We start from the raw sequence: 18,102 nt of genomic DNA on the forward strand, positions 1-18,102 counted from the left end.
TCCGTTTTTTAAGTTAATTAAAGAGATTTAAGCAATTATATTTCATCAAAATCTAATTTTAGAATATTTTAATTAGTGCTATATTGCGTCCATATTTATTGATAAAAAAAAGATATGAAAATAATAGTACCAATGGCCGGAATTGGGTCTCGTTTAAGACCTCATACATTAACAGTTCCTAAGCCTTTAACCGTAATTGCAGGAAAACCAATTGTACAACGTTTAGTAGAAGATATTGCTTCTGTTATTGATGAAAAAATTGATGAAATTGCCTTTGTTATCGGTACAACAGCAAAAGGATTCCCTACAGATACAGAAGCTCAATTATTAAAAATTGCTGCAGAATTAGGTGCAAAAGGTTCTGTTTATGTACAAGAAGAAGCTTTAGGAACAGCACATGCAATTTACTGTGCTAAAGAATCTTTAAGTGGACCATGTGTTGTTGCGTATGCAGATACTTTATTTAAGGCGGATTTTACGTTAGATGTAAATGCTGATGGTGCAATTTGGGTAAGTAAAGTAGCAAACCCAAGTGCTTTTGGAGTTGTAAAATTACAAGATAATATTATTACCGATTTTATAGAAAAGCCAAAAGAGTTTGTTTCTGATTTAGCAATTATCGGAATTTATTACTTTAAAAGTGGCGATAAATTATTAGAAGAAATTCAATATTTAATCGATAACGATTTAAAAGAAAACGGAGAATACCAACTTACCAATGTTTTAGAATCTTTAAAACAACAAGGAGCTAAGTTTGTACCAGGTACCGTTAGTGCTTGGATGGACTGTGGTAAAAAAGACCCAACGGTAGATACAAACAAGCAAGTTTTAGGTTTTGAACATCAAGCGGGTAATAATTTAGTAGCTAAAGATGTAGTTTTAGAAAACTCAGAAATTATTCAACCATGTTTTATTGGTGAGAATGTGGTGCTTAAAAATACTAAAATTGGACCTTATGTTTCTATTGGTGCAAATAGTGTAGTAGAAAACTCTACGATTGTAAACTCGCTAATTCAATCTAATGTAGCAATTTCTAATGCAGATTTAGACAATGCAATGATTGGTAACCATGCAAAATATAATGGTAAATATACTTCTGTAAGCATCGGTGATTATACAGAATTAACATAAATGAAAAATAAAGGAAAGATAAAAGAGTTTAGGGAAAAGAACATTACTGGTTTTTATATCAATGTTCTTTTTCCTTTCTTCTTTGTTCTCTTTTCTTTCAACTCTTTTTCACAAGATAGTATACCAATTGCTAAAGATTTAACGGAAGAAAAAGAGTTAGATTTTCAGCAATTTTTTTTTAAGGCTTTGTCAGAGAAGTCAATTGGTAATTATCAAAAAGCGATTGAGAATTTAGAAAATAGTAACCAGATTTTAGCAGATAATATGGCTGTTTATTTTGAGTTTTCTAAAAATTATTTATTGCTTAATAAAACATTATTGGCAAAAGAATACATTAAAAGAGCACTTAGTAATGAGCCTAATAATATTTGGATGTTACAGCATCTTGTTAAAATCCATATAAAAGATAAAAACTTTTCTGAAGCAATTGAGGTTCAGGAAAAACTGGTAACTCTCAATTTAAACGAGCAAGAGTTACTGGTAAAGTTGTATTTAAATAATAAAGAAGAAGGTAAAGCAATTTCTTTAATGAATACAATGGAGAAGAACAACGGACTTTCTACCTCTTTTAAAAGGTTGAAAGAGGGCTTAGTTAAAAGAAAAAATAATCCGGTAGTCGAAGAACAAATTACTGATGATGGTTCTTTTGAAGAGCAATTTAAAGCAAATAAATCGTATGCTGTTTTACAGCAAATTTTATTAGCAGCTAAAGATAATCCTGAAGTGCTTTTAAAATATGCTGATGAAGGTATTTTACTGTTTCCTGCGCAGCCTTTTGTATATTTAATGAAAGGAAAGGCATTAAATTATCAGAAAAAGTTTAAAAATGCGTTAATAAGTTTACAGAATGGTATCGATTTTGTAATTGAGGATGCTATGGAAGCTGATTTTTATAAAGAAATGGCAGTTTCTTACAATGGTTTAGGTAATTTTATAGAGGGAAAAAAGTTTCTTGAGAAATCAAAAAAAATAAAAGAATAAGAATGAAGTTTTTAAAATATTTTGTGATTTTTGCAGTGGTCTTTACTTCTTGTAAGGCAAAAAAAGATTTAATAAATGCAAATAGTATTGCCGAAGAAATGTCTTCAAAAAAGGTTGCAAGAAAACATGTTGCTGCTAATTTTGATAAACAAACGGTAGATGCAAAGCTAAAAGCAAACTTTAATAACGGTAAGATTAATCAAAGTATTTCTGTTAATTTAAAAATGGAAAAAGATAAGGTGATTTGGTTAAAAGGGACTAAGTTTATTACGCTTTTTAAAGCGAAGATTACACCAACTTCTGTAAGTTATTATTCATCTTTAGAAAGAGAATATTTTGAAGGAGATTTTACAATGTTAAAAAAGTTATTGGGTACAGATATTAATTTTAACCAGCTTCAAAATTTGTTTTTGGGGCAGTCTTTAACCAATGTTAAAGATCAAAAGCAAAATGTAAGCATCATAGATAATTCGTATGTTTTATCTCCAGAAATTCAAGAGAGTTTATTCGATGTTTTCTTTTCTGTAAATCCTTCGCATTTTAAATTAGATAAGCAATCTATTGTTAATTCAGCAAAAAATCAACGTTTAGATGTCTTTTATCCGTCTTATAACGTGGTTGATGATGCAATTTTTCCATCAGAAATTAACATTAAAGCAAAACAACCTGGTAAATTTACAGATATAGATTTTACAGTAAGATCTATAGAGTTTAATACAGATATAGATACTTCTTTTTCAATTCCTAGAAGTTATAAGCAAATTAAATTATAGTGAAAAGTAGAAAATTTTACATACCCGTTTTAATTTTTTTTCTAAGTGTTTTTTCTGTTTTTGGACAAACAAGAAAACAGCTAGAAGAGCAGCGAAAGAAGCTTAATTATGAAATTAAGCAAGTAAACTCGTTGCTTTTTAAAGAAAAGAAAAAAGTAGATAATGCGTTAGAAGACCTAAATGATTTAAATAGAAAAATAAGTGTTAGGGCTAAATTGATTGCTATAATTAACGCAGAAGCAAGAATTTTATCAAAAGAGATTCGTGCTAATGAAACTGAGTTAAAAAAATTAAAAAAGAAGTTAGCAGATTTAAAAGCAGATTACGCAGATATTATTTTAAAATCGTACAAAAGTAAATCTCAACAAAGTAGAATGATGTTTTTACTTTCTTCGCAAAATTTTCATCAAGCTTATAAAAGGTTTGAGTATATGAAACAGTATACTGCTTATAGAAAAAAGCAAGGAGAAGAAATTGTTATTCATGCAAATGAAGTATTAGCTGTAAATGACTCTTTATTGGTTCAAAAATCCTTAAAAGACAAGTTAATAGCCTCTGAGAATGAACAAAAAAAGGAAATTGAAGAAGATAAAAGGAATCAAGAGAAATTATTAGCTGCTATTAAGAAGAAAGAAAGTAGTTACAAAAAAGAACTTCAAAGTAAGGTTAAAGAAGAGAAAAGAGTTACTGTACAAATCGATAGAAAAATCCGTGAAGAAATAGAACGAGCAAATAGAATTGCAAGAGCGAAACTAAAGGATAAACCTAGTAATAGTAAACCAACTGTTGTTAAGAAAAATGAGTTTATTTTAAGTCCCGAAGCAAAGGCTTTAGCGGCAAAATTTGAATTAAATAAAGGTAAATTACCTTGGCCTGTAAGTGAAGGTATTGTGGTTAGAAGGTTTGGTACACAGCCGCATCCCTCATTTCCTGGAATTACTGTTAATGGTACCGGTTTACATATTGTAACTAAACAAGGTATAAAAGCGCAATCTATTTTTAATGGTAGAGTTTTAAATATTTTGGTGAGTGCAGAAGGAAGAAAAAATGTTCTAATTCAACATGGTAATTATATTTCATCATACAACAACTTAGAAAAAGTTACTGTTAAAAAAGGAGAGGTTGTAATAACGGGACAAGCAATTGGTCAGGTTTTTACGGATAAAGTTTCTAAAAAAACAAAATTAGTCTTTGTATTATTTAAAAATACAACACGTTTAAATCCTTCTTCTTGGATTTTAAGAAGATAATTACTTCAAATAGTATTTGCGTTAAAATAGAATTTGATACCACACATAAGAACGCTGGTATATAATTAAGTTTGTACAAGAATTTACAAATTTTTTATTAATTAAAATTTTATTAAAATGGAGAACTTAGAAAGAAAGACCGTTGCAATATTAGCAACTAATGGATTTGAAGAAAGTGAATTAAGAGAACCAAAGAAAGCTTTAGAAGAAGCAGGTGCAGAGGTGCACATTGTGTCTTTAGAATCTGGAGAAATAAAATCTTGGAATGAAGGTAATTGGGGAGAAACGTATAAAGTAGATAAAACTTTAAAAGAAGTATCTCAAGAAAACTATAATGCATTGATGTTACCTGGTGGAGTTATAAACCCAGACTTATTACGTAATAATGAAGATGCAGTTCATTTTGTAAAATCCTTTTTTGAGCATCATAAACCTGTTGGAGCTATTTGCCACGGACCTTGGTTATTGGAGGAAGCAGACGTCTTAAAAGGGAGAAATATAACTTCATATAGTTCAATTAAAACAGACCTTATAAACGCCGGAGCAAATTGGGTTGATGAAGAGGTAGTTGTAGATAAAGGTTTAGTTACCAGTAGAAACCCGAGTGATTTACCTGCATTTAACGCTAAGTTAGTGGAAGAGGTTTATGAAGGTAAACACAAAGGTCAAATGGCTTAATTTATCTTTTAAATAAGACGATTATTAGTCGTAAATAAAAAAGAAGCGCAAATTTAGATTTGCGCTTCTTTTTTGTGATAACCTTTAGCTATTTAATCTTAACAAGAACCTTTATTAGAAAGGGTAAATGAAGACTACTCTGGTTGAGGAGAGTACTTAATGTTTTTCTGAAGAATAACGGCATTAGGAATGGTTATTAATTCTTTTTCTAAGGTTCTTAATGTGATGAAAAATGCACCAATATCTCTAATTTCACCTGTAATATTATTGTCTTTTTCTAAAATAGTAATGGTGTCTCCAATTTTTACAGGATAATTTATAAATAAAATTAAGCCAGCAGTAATGTTAGAAAGAATAGACCATTGCGCAAAAAAAGCAATACCTAGAATGGTTAAAAAAGAAGAAACGTAAACAAGTAATTGTTTCTCGTCTACTCCCCAAACAAAAGATACAAATACAATTATAGTAATGTATATAAGCACTGAAATTATTTTATTTGTTAAAATAATTCTGGCTTTTTGAAACCCAAATTTTACTTGAATTTTCCTTAAAGAATTGGTAATTACAAAGCGAATTAAAAAAGCAACAACTATAATTGCTATTGATGATATGATTTTATAATTGTAAAATTCCATAATTATAGTATTTAACTAAATACTGCTTTTAAGGCAGTTGCATCGCCAGGCTTTAACTTTCCTGCTAAAACTAAACTTAATTCTTTACGTTGTAAAGCACCTTCGTAGCGTGTTTGTTCTAAATCTGTTTCTGGTCTAATTTGAGGAATAGCAACAGGTCTTCCTGTTTCGTCTACAGCAACAAACGTATAAATACCTTCGTTTACTTTAGTTCTACATCCAGACTGTCTGTCTTCTGTCCAAACATCTACATACGTTTCCATAGAAGAGTTAAACGCTCTAGAAACTTTAGCTTCTATAGTAAGTACGCTTCCAACAGGTACTGCTTTGCTAAAAGCAACATGGTTTACAGAGGCTGTAACTACAATTCTTCTAGAGTGTCTACCTGCAGCAATACTACAAGCTCTGTCCATTCTGGCAAGTAATTCGCCACCAAAAAGGTTGTCTAAATAATTGGTTTCACCGGGTAAAACTAAGTCGGTAAGTATTGTTAAAGATTCTTTCGGCGTTTTTACTTCCATCAAAAAATGTTTTTTTTGCAAAGATAGCAATCGCTTATTAAAAAAAGAGGTTTAAAATTGTTAAAGAAAAGTAGAATTAATCTAACTTTTCAACAAGTAACCAAGCATCTTTAGATACTGTTTTCTGAATTCTATAAAGGTTGTTAGTAGCTTCATTTCGGCTAGCGTAACTGTTAAAAGTAACTTGAGTAAGTCCCCATTTGTTAACGCCAATTATCTTAGCATCAAATCCTTTTGCTTTTAATTCTTCTACTCTTTTTTCTGCATTTTCTGCAAATTGAAAAGCTCCAGCAACAATATGAAAAGGTTTTGCTACTTCTTTAACAACATTTAAGTTAATAGTTGGTAAAGGATTAGAAATAACAAAAGTAGCCGCTTGTATCTTTTTCTGAATAGCCTTTTCTTGATTTGCTAAGTTTTCTTTTTGTAGGTTATTTTCATAGCCATTATAGCCAGTATAACCTAAAGTTAGTAAAATAGCTGCCGTTGCTGCGTATTTTATAAATGCAGGTATTCCTCTTTTGCGCTCTTCTTTTACGGGAAGAGGATTCAAAGGTTTTACTTGTTCTTTAAATCTAGAAATAGCAGAAGATGTTACGATATCTAAACCAAAAGATTCTGTTAAGTAATTAACAGCAGCATTAGGTTCAAAAATAATTTGTTTTTCTTCATTTAAAGACAAAATACCTAAACTATCAATTTGTACAGTGTTAGATTGTAATTCATTTTGCCACTTAATAACAGATAATGAAATAGCAGTAGAAGCTTTTTCGAAAGAAATATTTTCTGCAGAAGCAATATAATTAGCTAATAAACCATCATTGTGTTTTAACAAACTATTAAAAGTAACCTGTTTAGTAGGTGGTGTAAAAGTATGTGTAAAATTATTGGCTTTTGCACCAATTTTATTGGTTACAAATCCTCCAAAGTCAGGTACAATTACGCAGTCGTATCTGTACAGTAAATCGTTTATGTAAGTTGCTAATTTCATTGGAACAAATATAGAAATTAAGGCGTTTTGAAAAACAATTTCTTAACAATTTTATCAACAAATATTTTATATATTGGTATTCAAATTGTTACCAAATTGAAAGAAGAAAAATTATTAGCGATCTTAAGATTACAAAAATGCAAAGCCATTGGTGATATTTTGGCCAAGAAACTCATTGTAAATGTGGGAGATGTAGAGCAGGTTTTTAAAGAAAAGACAGCAATACTCTCAAAAATTAACGGAATAGGAGGTCATGCTTTAAAACATTTGTTTGATGCAAAAAACATAGAATTAGCGCAGCAAGAGTTAAAATATGTTCAAGATAATAATATTTCTTATACTTATTTCTTAGAAGATGATTATCCTAAAAATCTACAACATTGTATTGATAGCCCTATATTATTGTTTAAAGATGGGAATTTAGAATTTTCGAATCAAAGAATTATTTCTGTTGTTGGTACCAGAAATATTAGTTCTTACGGACGCGATTTTTGCAATCAATTAATTAAAGAAATTGCAGTTTATAATCCCATTATTGTAAGTGGTTTTGCATACGGTGTAGATATTTGTGCGCATAAAGCTGCAATAGAAAATAATTTGCAAACCATTGCGGTTTTAGCACATGGTTTCGAGCAAATTTATCCGAAGGTACATAAGAAATACATCAATCAAGTAAATGAAAATGGAGGTTTTTTAACTGAATTTTGGAGTGAAGAATCTCCTTTAAGAGAGAATTTCTTAAAAAGAAACAGAATTGTAGCGGGTATTTCTAAAGCGACCATTATTATAGAGTCTGCCTCAAAAGGAGGTTCTTTGGTAACAGCTGATATAGCAAATTCTTATAACAAAGATGTATTTGCAGTTCCTGGAAGAACCACCGATATTTATAGTAAAGGATGTAATAATTTAATTAAAAATAATAGAGCGCATTTATTGAGTTCTGCTTCCGATATTGTAAAAATGTTGAATTGGGATGTTCAAGAAAAAACCAAACCAATTCAAAAACAACTATTTATAGAATTGAATGAAAACGAGCAAAAAATTCATGATTTATTGCATGATAAAGGGCAGCAGTTATTAGATGTTATATCATTAGAATGTAATATTCCAATTTATCAATTATCATCTATATTATTGCAGTTAGAATTAAAAGGAGTTACCAAACCTTTACCAGGAAAGATGTTTGAACTTGCTTAATAATTCCTATTTTTGAAACTATGAAGTTAGAAAGAAAGTTAATGTCTAAAAAGAAACCAACATTTCCTATTAATGATATGTTGAGCGATTACTTAAAAAAGTATAATAGGAATGTGAAAATTCCAATTTTTTATGATGATTTATTGCGTTTTCAAGGCTCTGTAACTGTGTATGACAATAATGATGAAGATACGCTATGGATACGAACGTATTACTCTGAATGGGATCGGATAGAAATAGACAATAGTTTAAAAAAAATATACACCATGTTGCTTTCGGATGGAAGTGAAGAGACCATTCCGTTTTTAAATGTAGATGCAATAGATTACTGTACGTTTGGTAATTCGAAACCATTTAGAATAAAAGTTAGAAATATTTTAAATGATAATTCCACCTATTTTTATGTAAAAAAAGCAGATGCTTCTCGTGTTTACGGTTTAGAATTAGAGCATATATTATCTCCTCATAACATTAATTTTTTAGTATATAAAGACACGCTAATAGAAGAGCATATTGTTGGTATTCCTGGAGATGATTTTATCAAAAACTTTTTACCTAAATGTACAGAATTAGAAAAATCTCAAATAGCCAAAGAGTTTGTTAAGTTTAAAGAACGTTGTCTGGTTCGTTTGTTGGGAGATATGCGTTCTTACAATTACGTAGTTACACCTACGCACGATTTTTTTAGCATCATTTATAAAATTAGAGCCATCGATTTCGATCAACAGTCGTTTGAAGGAAATTTAAAAGTGTACAACCTACAATTTATGAAGGAGAACTTTAAAATGGTGGAAATGGTGGGGAAAAAATTACAAAATAGCTCTATTGAACAATACAAAATAGAAGAACGTTCCTTTATGGCAAAACGTATGATTACTGCGCCAAGAAGAACAGAAAGGCTTATAGCTTGTATGAAAAATGATACCATTTCATATCCGGAAAACATAGCATTGTTAAAGAAGCAATTAATGAAGTATGTGGGAGATGTAAAGTTTAAAGACTGTAATAATATGGGCGAAATTTTAGATACTATTTTATCTTTTGTAAAGCGTAATTATTTAGATATTAGTAATAAAGACTTGTTTTAGAAGCTGTTTCCTGCTTTCACTACTCGCTTTTTTTATTGCTCTTTCTCGATACAAATTTTTCATTCTTCAAAATTCACTCGAACGGACAATAAAAAAGAGCTCAGGCAAACCGTTCAATCAGGGCTAAACTTGTTTGCTGGCACTTTGTAATAGAGGTCCAATTATCATCTTAAAATAAAAAAAAGGACGTAAAAATTAATTTACGTCCTTTTTAGTTGGCATTATTTTAATATTACCAAGCCCCAATAAAATGACTTCCTGTTGCGTTTACTAACTCAGCACCTTTAGTTACAGCACCACTTTCAGTATCTACAACATAAATGTTTCCGTTTTGCCCAACAGGCGCTTGCGTTAAATAGATTTCATTTCCATCAACTGCAAAACCTTGGTATTGGAATAAGTAAAAATCTGGATCATAAGGAATATCTTCAATTTTCACAGCTGTTTTAGCATTTAAATCAACCAAAGCAAAAAATCCTTGAGCTCCTGCTAAACCATCAGCAGAACCTTCATGACGATAAGCTAATACTGCTTTTCCGTTCGCTGCAGGTCTCCAAGCAAGAACATAAGCTCCTGTTACGCCTAAAGCATCGTCTAAATTAAAGTCGTAAGAATTGTCATATTCATTATTAGCTCCAATTTTTAAAATATGAGAACCTTCTGGGTCACTTTGGTTTGCTTGGTAAACACTTCCGTTATATTCAAAAGCATTAATACTTCTGTATCCGTTTGTGTTTCCATGTCCTACAGTAGAAGTGATTACTGTTGGGTTGTCTAATGATGGGTAATCTAAAACGATGGTTTTAGAACCTAAAATTTCATAATCGCTATCACTTTCTACGGTACTTGGGTCTACTTTGCTTAAACGACCACCGATGTATAATTTATTTCCTGCAGCATTTAAAGTAGGCATGTCAATTCTAGAAAAATAATAACCAGCAGCTTCTTCTTCAGCACTTAAAGGAACAACGTGTTCTTTAAACTCAATTATTGTTGAATTTTCTAAATCTAAAGTTACTACACCTATAGTAGCTTCTGTATTTGTATAAACATCGTCTGTTACATCATCTGGTGTTCCGTTATCATCAACTTGGTGTTCTGTAGATACGTATACTGCAGATCCAGTTTTGTCACCGTCAAATAATTTTATCCATCTTGGAGCAGTTCCTACATAAGGAGCAATACTTACTTCTGTACCTGTTGGTGTAAAATTTTGACCACCTTCTACAGTGTATTTAGTGTAGTTACCACCTGTATCTCCTGCGTAGCTAATATTAAAAATTGTACCTCCGTCTTCCGAAGCTTGTAATCTAGCGGTTCTGTTTGAAGGTGCAATAAATCCATTTTCGAAAGGATCTATAGACACTGTTGGGTCTTTTGCGTCTTCACTAGATACACTATAAATTAGTGTTCCACCATTTCCGTCTCCAGGATTGTCTCCCATTTTAGCTCCAGCAATTGTTATCCATCTAGTAGCATCTGGTTCTGGGGTATCAATTGGATCATCGTTAACATCTTCGCTACATGCCGTAAATAGGCCTAATGATAATACAAGGGCTAATGCTTTGTGGTTTAAAAAAAATCTTTTCATTTTTATTTTATTTAGTTAAATTTATTGATTGTGTAATTTAATTTTATGTAAAAAGCTCTACCTGGTTTTTGTACAGATAAATTATCGAATACAGGTTTGTCAAATATGTTTTTAATATCGAAACTAGCAACAAGTTTTTTGTTTGGAAAAGAATAACTAAGACCAAAATCTTGAGAAAATTGTTTCGGTACTTCAAAAAAATCATTACCAACTGTATTAGAACCTTGAGGAACTAAGTATGAAAACTCATCTGTAAAGTACATCGAGTAAAATAGGTTTAGTCTAGATTTTTTCTGTATTAAATCTTTAAAAGAGTAGCGTAAACTACCATTCATGGTAAAAAAAGGTGTGTTTGGTACATCTATTTCTACATTGCTATTTATAATTTGTAAATCGAAACGAGACACGTTAAAATTTACTCCAAAATTTCTGTCATAGGTATAATTTAATTGTGCGTCTATCCCTTTAGAAGTTGCGGTTCCTTGGTTTACGTATACAATTAATTCGTCATCAACATTAAAAGATGTTTCTATAGGTAAGCCAATTCTGTCTTTAATGTTTCTTGTAAATACATTGGTAGAGATAGAGAAATCATGGTCTTTTATGTTAAATGTTCCAAATCTAAAACCTAAGTTATAGTTGTTACTTTGTTCTGGTTTAATAGTTGGGTTTGCTACTACATTATCACCATCATTACCAAATACTTCAGTTTCATCTGGTAAACGAACAGCTTTTTCCGCAGAAGTTAACAGTGTAACTTTTGGAGAAATAGCATATGAAGCTGCAAAACCGTATCCATCTTTTTTGTTATTACTACTTATAATTTCATCAACGATACTTTTGTTTCCGTTTGTGTCTGTTTGTATTTCAGGATCTATACTTGTTGTTTTTTGTTGATAATGTTTTCCAAATATGCTTGTTCTTAATTTATTATCAAAAGCTTTAAATTCATAGGTTAAAGAATAGATGTTTTTGTCAATATTTCTTGTGCCTTTAAAGGTGTTTTCTAATACCGAAACTAAAACATCGCTGTCTTCTCTGTCAACTCCGCTGTAAACGTGGTTTACTAAAACTTTATGGTGATCATTAAAATCATAAGAGACACCAGTTCTAATAGAAGCTACGTTTCTTTTAATTTTGGCTAATGTAGGTCCTCCTTCTTGTTGAGATCCCCAAGTATATTTGTATTCGTTACCTCTAAAATCGATGGCTCTATCTCCAGTCCAACTATAAGCCCAAGCAACGGTATCGTTAATAGCACGGTTTCTTTTTCCGTACAACCCGTTTATTTTTACATCTAGCCCTTTGGTGAAAAGATTTTTCTTCTGATAAATTATGTTTGCCAACAAAGCATCCGATTCTAAAAAACGGTCCTTATAAGGTGTGATGGTCATAAATGCCCCGTGTTGCACCTCTTTGTAGTCTTTAGAAGCATTAAAACCAACTAAAAATTGGTCTGCCCATTTTACATCTGTAAAACCAGCTTGAAACATTCCGCCTGTAGATCTATAGGCATCATTAAATCTTTTTGCAGTAATTGGAGTTTGTACACCTCCTAAGCCTGTATCTACAACACTTCTTCCAGATACTTCGTAGTCATTATCAGAATAATTATGAAATATAGAAGATTTTACAGTAAATCCAGTTTCTTCAAAACGATATAAGCCATTAACGTTAGCTTGCAGGGTGTTGAATGATCCGTATGAAACAGATGCGTTTAAATTTGTTTTGGTATCATTACGAAGTACGATGTTAATGGCGCCTCCTAAAGCATCATCTGTCAAATGTCCAGGAACTACTCCTTTATACACTTCAATATTTTTAATCATAGAAGGCGGAATACTGTTTAGGTTGTAAGAAGATCCGTACATAGAGCTAGGGATTCCGTCAATAAAAATTCGTACAGCATTACCTGATAATCCATTTAAACTATAACTAACTTCTGATCCTAAACCACCATTTTGACGAATTTTTACGCCAACTGTAGTGTTTAATAAATCGTTTGTTTGAACATTTCTAAGACCAGCTTCTTCAGTTTTTATAACATTTACAGCAAAACCTTGGGTTTCTTTTTTAGTTTCTTCTGTTTTGGTTGTTATACGTACTTCATCTAACTGATTCTTTATACTTTCTAATAAAACATTTACTTCCTTTTTATTAGAATTGAGTTGAGTGGTAATTGTTTTAGATTTTGAGTTTAATGAATGGAATTGAATTTTATGGGTTCCGTAAGGAACTGATTTTATATAAAACTCTCCATTAAAATCGGTAACCGTTTCTTTGTAGAAATGATCTCCTTTTATAACGACAAAAACATCTATACCTGGTTCATTATCGTCAACTTTTACTTTTCCGTAAAAATCTCCTTCTTGACCAAAAGCGGTATATGATACAAATAACAGTAAAAATGTTTTAAAGAAAGATGGCATTCGTTTTATTTTTCGACAAATATAAAACTATTTATAACGAGTCTAAATAAACTTAACAGTTTTGATAGATTATTTTTTTAAAGGGGTTTTTAAGGGGTATGTGATAATTTTTAAGTGTTGATAATGATAATAATTAAAAAAACACATACTATTTTTAATGATTCTATATAGTGGGTTTTTCTTTTTGCTGTTTTATAAGCGTTATTATCTTATATAAATGATTTTATTTTAGTTTTTGAGAAGAATAAATACAGTTGAGTAGTTAAATAAGATAGAGGGGAATAGTGATTTGTAATTTTATTTTTTACTTCTTACGCTTTCGACAATTACTGTAAATAAAATTAAGCTTCCTCCTATAATTGTATTCATACTCGGAATTTCATTTACAAAGATGTAAGCGATAATAATACCAAAAACAGGTTGCACGCTGCTAATTATACTTGCTGTAGCGACTGTGAAGTGTTTTAAGGAGTGAATCATCATGGTGTGGCCAATGGCTGTTGTTAATAAAGCAATTAATAATAACAAAGGCAATTGACTTTCAAAGTTAGAAATATCACTGAAGAATAAAACAGGTATTAATAATAGAGTCACAATAATTAATTGGTAAAGCATAATTGTACTCCCGTTATAGTTGGTAACGTGCTTTTTGGTGGTTAAATTTCTTAAAGCATAACAAAGAGCAGATAAAATACCTAATAAAACTCCTTTGGCTTCATTGTTTTCTATAGAAAAATCTGGTACTAAAATATACACGCCAATTAATACAAAGACTCCTAATAAAACATGAATTTTATTTAGTTTTTGTTTAGAGAAAAAGGGCTCTAAAAGTGCAGCCATTACAGGAAATGTGTATAAAGACAACATTCCTAAAGCAACGTTAGATAGCTTTAAAGCATAAAAATAGGTTACCCAATGAGCTCCTAAGAAAAAGCCATTAATTGCAAAAGAATAATAATCTTTTTTAAATTTTATTTTTAAATCTATTTTCTGAACTTTACAAAAAATATAAACTAAAACGGCAGCAAAACTAGCTCTACATAAAATAATTACTTCCGCTGGTAAAGCAATATATTTACCTAAAACACCAGAGGTGCTTATAAATAATGTTGCTAAAATTAAGAGGGATAAATTTTTTACGTGAGTATTTTCCATTAAAGAAACTATGGGGTTTGGTAGGGGGGTAAGCTTTATTTATTGTTTCCACTCTAGTGTTTCTACTAAACGTAAAATGTCTTTTTTAACATAATCTACTGCAGGTAAAATGGAGTCGTAGTTTGGTTTTGCGTAAAAATACAAGGATCCTTTTATAAAGTTTTTGGTACTATCTGTTATGTGAAATTGAATTTGAGAGGCCGCATTACCCGTTATTTCATACATGCTACCAAAAACTCTTTTCTTAGGATTTACAAAATCTTTTGGAATAATTTGCTCTGCTTTTATAGTGTGTTTAAAAACCAATTTTTCTGCTTCTGTTAGCAGTTCTTTAATGTTATTTTCTACCGGTCTGTAGGTGATGTCTATAGAAGCTTTTAAGTCAGGGTATTTTATGGTAAGCCAATTTTTAGGGTCGTCATAAACTTTTGTGTTTTTTAAAACATCAAAAGAATAAGGTCTTTCTAAATCTAATTTTTTGTAGTCTTTTGTAGGGTATGTTAAACTTAAATATCCTTTTGGTTTGGGTAAAACATCCTCTTTACAAGATAGAAATAGGATTACAAAAATTAATAGAAAAATATTACGCATTTCGTGTAGCTTTAACTTGTTTAATGCGTTTTTTATCTAACGCTTCTATGGTAAACGTATAGTTCTTGAAGTTTATTTTCTCTCCTTTCTTAGGGAATTTACCAGAAATTTCTAAAATAAAGCCGGCTAAGGTTTCACTTTCTCCTTTTTCTTGTTCAAATATTTCTTCATCCTCGTCATCTAAAACTTTGCAGAAATCTTTAATACTTGTTTTACCTTCAAAAATATAATTGTTAGCGTCTATTTTAGAATAATGTAAATCTTCATCATCAAATTCATCATTTATATCGCCAACAATCTCTTCTATTACGTCTTCTAAAGTCAGTAAGCCGCTTGTTCCTCCATATTCATCAACAACAATTGCTAAGTGATTTTTCTTTTCTCTAAAATCGGCTAATAAATCATCTAACTTTTTGTTTTCTGGTACAAAAAAAGTTTCTCTTAGTAATTCTTGCCATTTAAAAGTTGTTTTATTTAAATGAGCTAATAAGTCTTTAGCGTATAAAACCCCAACAATATTGTCTATGTTATCTTTGTAAACAGGGTTTCTAGAGTAGCCGTTTTTTAGGATTTTTTCTAAAACTACTTCGTAGGATTCAGTATCAGAAAGTGCAAAAATATCTATACGAGGAACCATGATTTGTACGGTTTCTGTATTTCCGAAGTTTACAATTCCTTCAAGAATTTTTTGTTCGTCTTTTGTGGTTGCGCCTTCAGAAGTTAGCTCTAGTGCTTGTGATAGTGTTTCTACTGAAAAATTAGAGTTTTTACTGCCTAATTTTTTTTCTATCCACTTTGTTAGTGTAATTAGAGGTAGGCTAAAAGGTGTTAGTAAAATGTTTATGGTGTGTATAAACTTAGACATTGTTTTAGAAAAGCTAAGTGCATTTCTGGAAGCGTAAACTTTAGGTAAAACCTCGCCAAATAATAGGATTAGAAAGGTTACAAGAACAATTTCTAATAAAAAACGAGTAGGAATTAAAAGTGAAAATAGTTCTAGTTTAAAGTCGAAACTACCAAATAAGGTTTCTGCCAATGAAGCAAACAATAATACAATTAAGATATTTATAAAATTGTTGGTTATTAAAATTGTGGCTAATAGCTTTCGAGGTTTTTCTAATAAACTAACGACTATGTTTTGATCTTTACCGTTGTTAGAAAGTTCGTTTAAATCTGTTTGTGAAAGTGAGAAAAAAGCAACTTCTGCTCCAGAAACTAAAGCAGAGCTAACAAGTAAAACAATTAGAAAAACTGAATTAAACGTAGTTACAAAATCTATTGAGGCAAATAATGAAAGTAATATTTCGGGATCTGGGTCCAATTGTTATAAGTTAGATTAATTAAAATGGTAAATCATCGTCTTCTTCTGGGGTTTCAGCTTTTGGTGCTGGTGCAGAAGGTTTAGATTCTTGTTGTGGTGCAACAGGGGTTGAGTTATCCGCATTTTTCTTGGTAGAAAGCATGGTCATTTCATTTACATGAACTTCTGTAGCGTAACGTTTTACTCCGTCTTGTTCCCATTGGCGGTTTCTTAATTTCCCTTCTATATATACTTTATCTCCTTTAGATAAATATTTTTCACACACTTTTGCCAATCCGTTTCTTACAACAAGATTGTGCCAATCGGTAGAAGTAACTTTTTCTCCGTTTTGTTTATTTGTATAGCTTTCACTGGTTGCTATTGGAAATCTACCTACACAATTTTGATCATCAAAATAGTGCATTTTAACATCGTCACCTAAATTACCAATTAAAATCACCTTGTTTATTGTTCCTGCTGCCATCGCTTTCTTTTTTTTGTATTAAGTCTTGTTTAGTTTATATCTATCGATTTTAAACCTTCGAGAAACTACGTTGCTAAATGCAATTAAAATATTTAATTATTTTAATTTTAGTACTACTCGAGTAGACAAACTTAATTTGTTTAATAACTGTACCTCAAAAGTACTAAAAATATCAATTACTTTTTAGCTTGAAAAGCTTCTAAAAAATTTGCAATTAAAATAGGAACAGGATATTTTTCAATTTCATTCCATTTTATCGTTGTTTCGGCAGTATTTGCAGTTTCTACAATCCAGAATTGGGTATATAAATGTTGATGAGATAATTTATGTACAATCTCTTTTGGGTTAAAAAGTGAAATGGTAGTTTCTAAAGGAAATAAATTGATGAATTCTTCAGATGAAACTAATTCTTCCTTATTAATGATTTTATCACTTTCAATTAATGGGAATTGGTATAAACCTTGCCAGATTCCTTTTCCTTTTCTTTCTGATAAAATAGTGGTGCCGTCATTTGTTTTTATTACAAGAAAATTAAAGTATCTTTTTCTTACCTTTATTTTCTTCTCTTTTACAGGAAGTTCTTTGGTTAACTTTTTCTCTAAAGCAACACAACTATCAGAAAAAGGACAAGTTTCGCAAAGCGGATTTTGAGGTTTGCAGTGCAGCGCGCCAAAATCCATAATGGCTTGGTTATAGGTTCCTGGTTGCGTTTCGTCTATTAAAGACTGTGCTAGTGTTTTAAACTCTTTAATTCCTGCGGATGAGTTAATAGGTGTATTTATACCATAATAACGAGAAAGCACTCTGTAAACGTTGCCATCTACAACTGCAGTTGGTTCGTTAAAGCAAATAGAGGCAATTGCAGAGGCGGTATAATCTCCAATTCCTTTTAGTTTTATAATCTCTTTATAAGTATTAGGGAATTCGCCATTAAGTTCGTTTGCAATTTGTTTTGCAGAAAAGTGAAGGTTTCTGGCTCTGGAATAATATCCTAACCCTTGCCACATTTTTAAAACGGTACTTTCATCCGCTTTAGCGAGGTTAAAAACAGTTGGAAAATCTGTGGTAAATTTTAAATAATAAGACAAACCTTGAGCAACTCTTGTTTGTTGTAACATGATTTCTGACAGCCAAATAAAATATGGGTTTTTGGTTTTTCGCCAGGGTAGATCTCGGTTGTTTTGTAAGTACCAGTAAATTAACGTGTTAGAAAATATCATTGCTTAAAAATAGGTTTGCAATATTACATTATAAAATTCACATAAATTTAAGTGTTATTATTTTTGGAGTTGATTAATTATCATATA

General features: G+C 30.8%; 17 protein-coding genes. 7 read left to right on the forward strand and 10 right to left on the reverse strand.

Annotation, left to right across the window (positions count from 1 at the left end; genetic code table 11):
• Window positions 1-114 precede the first annotated feature (114 nt).
• From GQS57_RS06440 to GQS57_RS06460, 5 genes are all read left to right on the forward strand, one after another.
• Entirely contained in the window at window positions 115-1,131 is a 1,017-nt protein-coding gene (locus tag GQS57_RS06440) for a sugar phosphate nucleotidyltransferase (protein WP_165731751.1), read from the forward strand.
• Window positions 1,132-2,112, forward strand: coding sequence for a lipopolysaccharide assembly protein LapB (locus GQS57_RS06445; RefSeq protein WP_165731752.1), 981 nt, complete (start codon window positions 1,132-1,134; stop codon window positions 2,110-2,112).
• A gap of 2 nt (window positions 2,113-2,114) precedes the next feature.
• Entirely contained in the window at window positions 2,115-2,885 is a 771-nt protein-coding gene (locus GQS57_RS06450) for a DUF4292 domain-containing protein (protein ID WP_165731753.1), read from the forward strand.
• Window positions 2,885-4,135, forward strand: coding sequence for a murein hydrolase activator EnvC (locus GQS57_RS06455; protein ID WP_165731754.1), 1,251 nt, complete (start codon window positions 2,885-2,887; stop codon window positions 4,133-4,135). Before GQS57_RS06450 ends, GQS57_RS06455 begins: the two co-directional genes overlap by 1 nt.
• A gap of 117 nt (window positions 4,136-4,252) precedes the next feature.
• The gene (locus tag GQS57_RS06460) at window positions 4,253-4,813 is read left to right on the forward strand and encodes a type 1 glutamine amidotransferase domain-containing protein (RefSeq protein WP_165731755.1); all 561 of its coding nucleotides are present in this window, start codon (window positions 4,253-4,255) and stop codon (window positions 4,811-4,813) included.
• Window positions 4,814-4,947: 134 nt separating this feature from the next.
• Here the strand turns inward: GQS57_RS06460 and GQS57_RS06465 are convergent, their stop codons facing one another.
• From GQS57_RS06465 to GQS57_RS06475, 3 genes are all read right to left on the reverse strand, one after another.
• Entirely contained in the window at window positions 4,948-5,448 is a 501-nt protein-coding gene (locus GQS57_RS06465) for a mechanosensitive ion channel domain-containing protein (RefSeq protein ID WP_165731756.1), read from the reverse strand.
• Window positions 5,449-5,459: 11 nt separating this feature from the next.
• Window positions 5,460-5,969, reverse strand: a complete 510-nt coding sequence (locus tag GQS57_RS06470) for an acyl-CoA thioesterase (RefSeq protein ID WP_165731757.1) — start codon at window positions 5,967-5,969, stop codon at window positions 5,460-5,462.
• A gap of 76 nt (window positions 5,970-6,045) precedes the next feature.
• Complete coding sequence (locus GQS57_RS06475) at window positions 6,046-6,960, reverse strand: SPOR domain-containing protein (RefSeq protein ID WP_165731758.1); 915 nt, start codon at window positions 6,958-6,960, stop codon at window positions 6,046-6,048.
• Between the two features lie 96 nt (window positions 6,961-7,056).
• Between GQS57_RS06475 and dprA the strand changes: the two genes are divergently transcribed.
• Window positions 7,057-8,157: a DNA-processing protein DprA gene (gene dprA, locus GQS57_RS06480; protein WP_165732022.1), complete on the forward strand. Its 1,101-nt coding sequence runs from the start codon at window positions 7,057-7,059 to the stop codon at window positions 8,155-8,157.
• A gap of 20 nt (window positions 8,158-8,177) precedes the next feature.
• Window positions 8,178-9,245 (forward strand): hypothetical protein, encoded by a 1,068-nt coding sequence (locus GQS57_RS06485; RefSeq protein WP_165731759.1) that lies wholly within the window; start codon window positions 8,178-8,180, stop codon window positions 9,243-9,245.
• A 232-nt stretch (window positions 9,246-9,477) separates the two neighbouring features.
• Here the strand turns inward: GQS57_RS06485 and GQS57_RS06490 are convergent, their stop codons facing one another.
• The 7 genes from GQS57_RS06490 to mutY all read right to left on the reverse strand — a co-directional run bounded on the left by GQS57_RS06490 (window position 9,478) and on the right by mutY (window position 18,015).
• Window positions 9,478-10,836, reverse strand: coding sequence for a hypothetical protein (locus GQS57_RS06490; protein WP_165731760.1), 1,359 nt, complete (start codon window positions 10,834-10,836; stop codon window positions 9,478-9,480).
• Between the two features lie 11 nt (window positions 10,837-10,847).
• Window positions 10,848-13,265 (reverse strand): TonB-dependent receptor, encoded by a 2,418-nt coding sequence (locus GQS57_RS06495; RefSeq protein ID WP_165731761.1) that lies wholly within the window; start codon window positions 13,263-13,265, stop codon window positions 10,848-10,850.
• 297 nt (window positions 13,266-13,562) lie between these two features.
• Window positions 13,563-14,420, reverse strand: coding sequence for a DMT family transporter (locus tag GQS57_RS06500; protein ID WP_165731762.1), 858 nt, complete (start codon window positions 14,418-14,420; stop codon window positions 13,563-13,565).
• A gap of 39 nt (window positions 14,421-14,459) precedes the next feature.
• Window positions 14,460-15,011: a gliding motility lipoprotein GldD gene (gldD, locus tag GQS57_RS06505; RefSeq protein WP_165731763.1), complete on the reverse strand. Its 552-nt coding sequence runs from the start codon at window positions 15,009-15,011 to the stop codon at window positions 14,460-14,462.
• Entirely contained in the window at window positions 15,004-16,332 is a 1,329-nt protein-coding gene (locus tag GQS57_RS06510) for a gliding motility-associated protein GldE (protein ID WP_165731764.1), read from the reverse strand. Before GQS57_RS06510 ends, gldD begins: the two co-directional genes overlap by 8 nt.
• 19 nt (window positions 16,333-16,351) lie before the next feature.
• Entirely contained in the window at window positions 16,352-16,795 is a 444-nt protein-coding gene (locus GQS57_RS06515; protein WP_165731765.1) for a single-stranded DNA-binding protein, read from the reverse strand.
• Window positions 16,796-16,971: 176 nt separating this feature from the next.
• Complete coding sequence (gene mutY / locus GQS57_RS06520; RefSeq protein ID WP_165731766.1) at window positions 16,972-18,015, reverse strand: A/G-specific adenine glycosylase; 1,044 nt, start codon at window positions 18,013-18,015, stop codon at window positions 16,972-16,974.
• Between the last annotated feature and the right edge of the window lie 87 nt (window positions 18,016-18,102).

The sequence above is a fragment of the Polaribacter sp. 20A6 genome, assembly GCF_011378915.1.
GTDB classification, from domain to species: domain Bacteria; phylum Bacteroidota; class Bacteroidia; order Flavobacteriales; family Flavobacteriaceae; genus Polaribacter; species Polaribacter sejongensis.

Excerpts from the sequence above, each read along its gene's own strand:
- GQS57_RS06440 (WP_165731751.1), top strand. The coding sequence starts at position 115 with ATGAAAATAATAGTACCAATGGCCGGAATTGGGTCTCGTTTAAGACCT.
- GQS57_RS06445 (WP_165731752.1), top strand. The coding sequence starts at position 1,132 with ATGAAAAATAAAGGAAAGATAAAAGAGTTTAGGGAAAAGAACATTACT.
- GQS57_RS06450 (WP_165731753.1), top strand. The coding sequence starts at position 2,115 with ATGAAGTTTTTAAAATATTTTGTGATTTTTGCAGTGGTCTTTACTTCT.
- GQS57_RS06460 (WP_165731755.1), top strand. The coding sequence starts at position 4,253 with ATGGAGAACTTAGAAAGAAAGACCGTTGCAATATTAGCAACTAATGGA.
- GQS57_RS06465 (WP_165731756.1), bottom strand. The coding sequence starts at position 5,448 with ATGGAATTTTACAATTATAAAATCATATCATCAATAGCAATTATAGTT.
- GQS57_RS06470 (WP_165731757.1), bottom strand. The coding sequence starts at position 5,969 with ATGGAAGTAAAAACGCCGAAAGAATCTTTAACAATACTTACCGACTTA.
- GQS57_RS06475 (WP_165731758.1), bottom strand. The coding sequence starts at position 6,960 with ATGAAATTAGCAACTTACATAAACGATTTACTGTACAGATACGACTGC.
- GQS57_RS06485 (WP_165731759.1), top strand. The coding sequence starts at position 8,178 with ATGAAGTTAGAAAGAAAGTTAATGTCTAAAAAGAAACCAACATTTCCT.
- GQS57_RS06490 (WP_165731760.1), bottom strand. The coding sequence starts at position 10,836 with ATGAAAAGATTTTTTTTAAACCACAAAGCATTAGCCCTTGTATTATCA.
- GQS57_RS06495 (WP_165731761.1), bottom strand. The coding sequence starts at position 13,265 with ATGCCATCTTTCTTTAAAACATTTTTACTGTTATTTGTATCATATACC.
- GQS57_RS06500 (WP_165731762.1), bottom strand. The coding sequence starts at position 14,420 with ATGGAAAATACTCACGTAAAAAATTTATCCCTCTTAATTTTAGCAACA.
- gldD (WP_165731763.1), bottom strand. The coding sequence starts at position 15,011 with ATGCGTAATATTTTTCTATTAATTTTTGTAATCCTATTTCTATCTTGT.
- GQS57_RS06515 (WP_165731765.1), bottom strand. The coding sequence starts at position 16,795 with ATGGCAGCAGGAACAATAAACAAGGTGATTTTAATTGGTAATTTAGGT.
- mutY (WP_165731766.1), bottom strand. The coding sequence starts at position 18,015 with ATGATATTTTCTAACACGTTAATTTACTGGTACTTACAAAACAACCGA.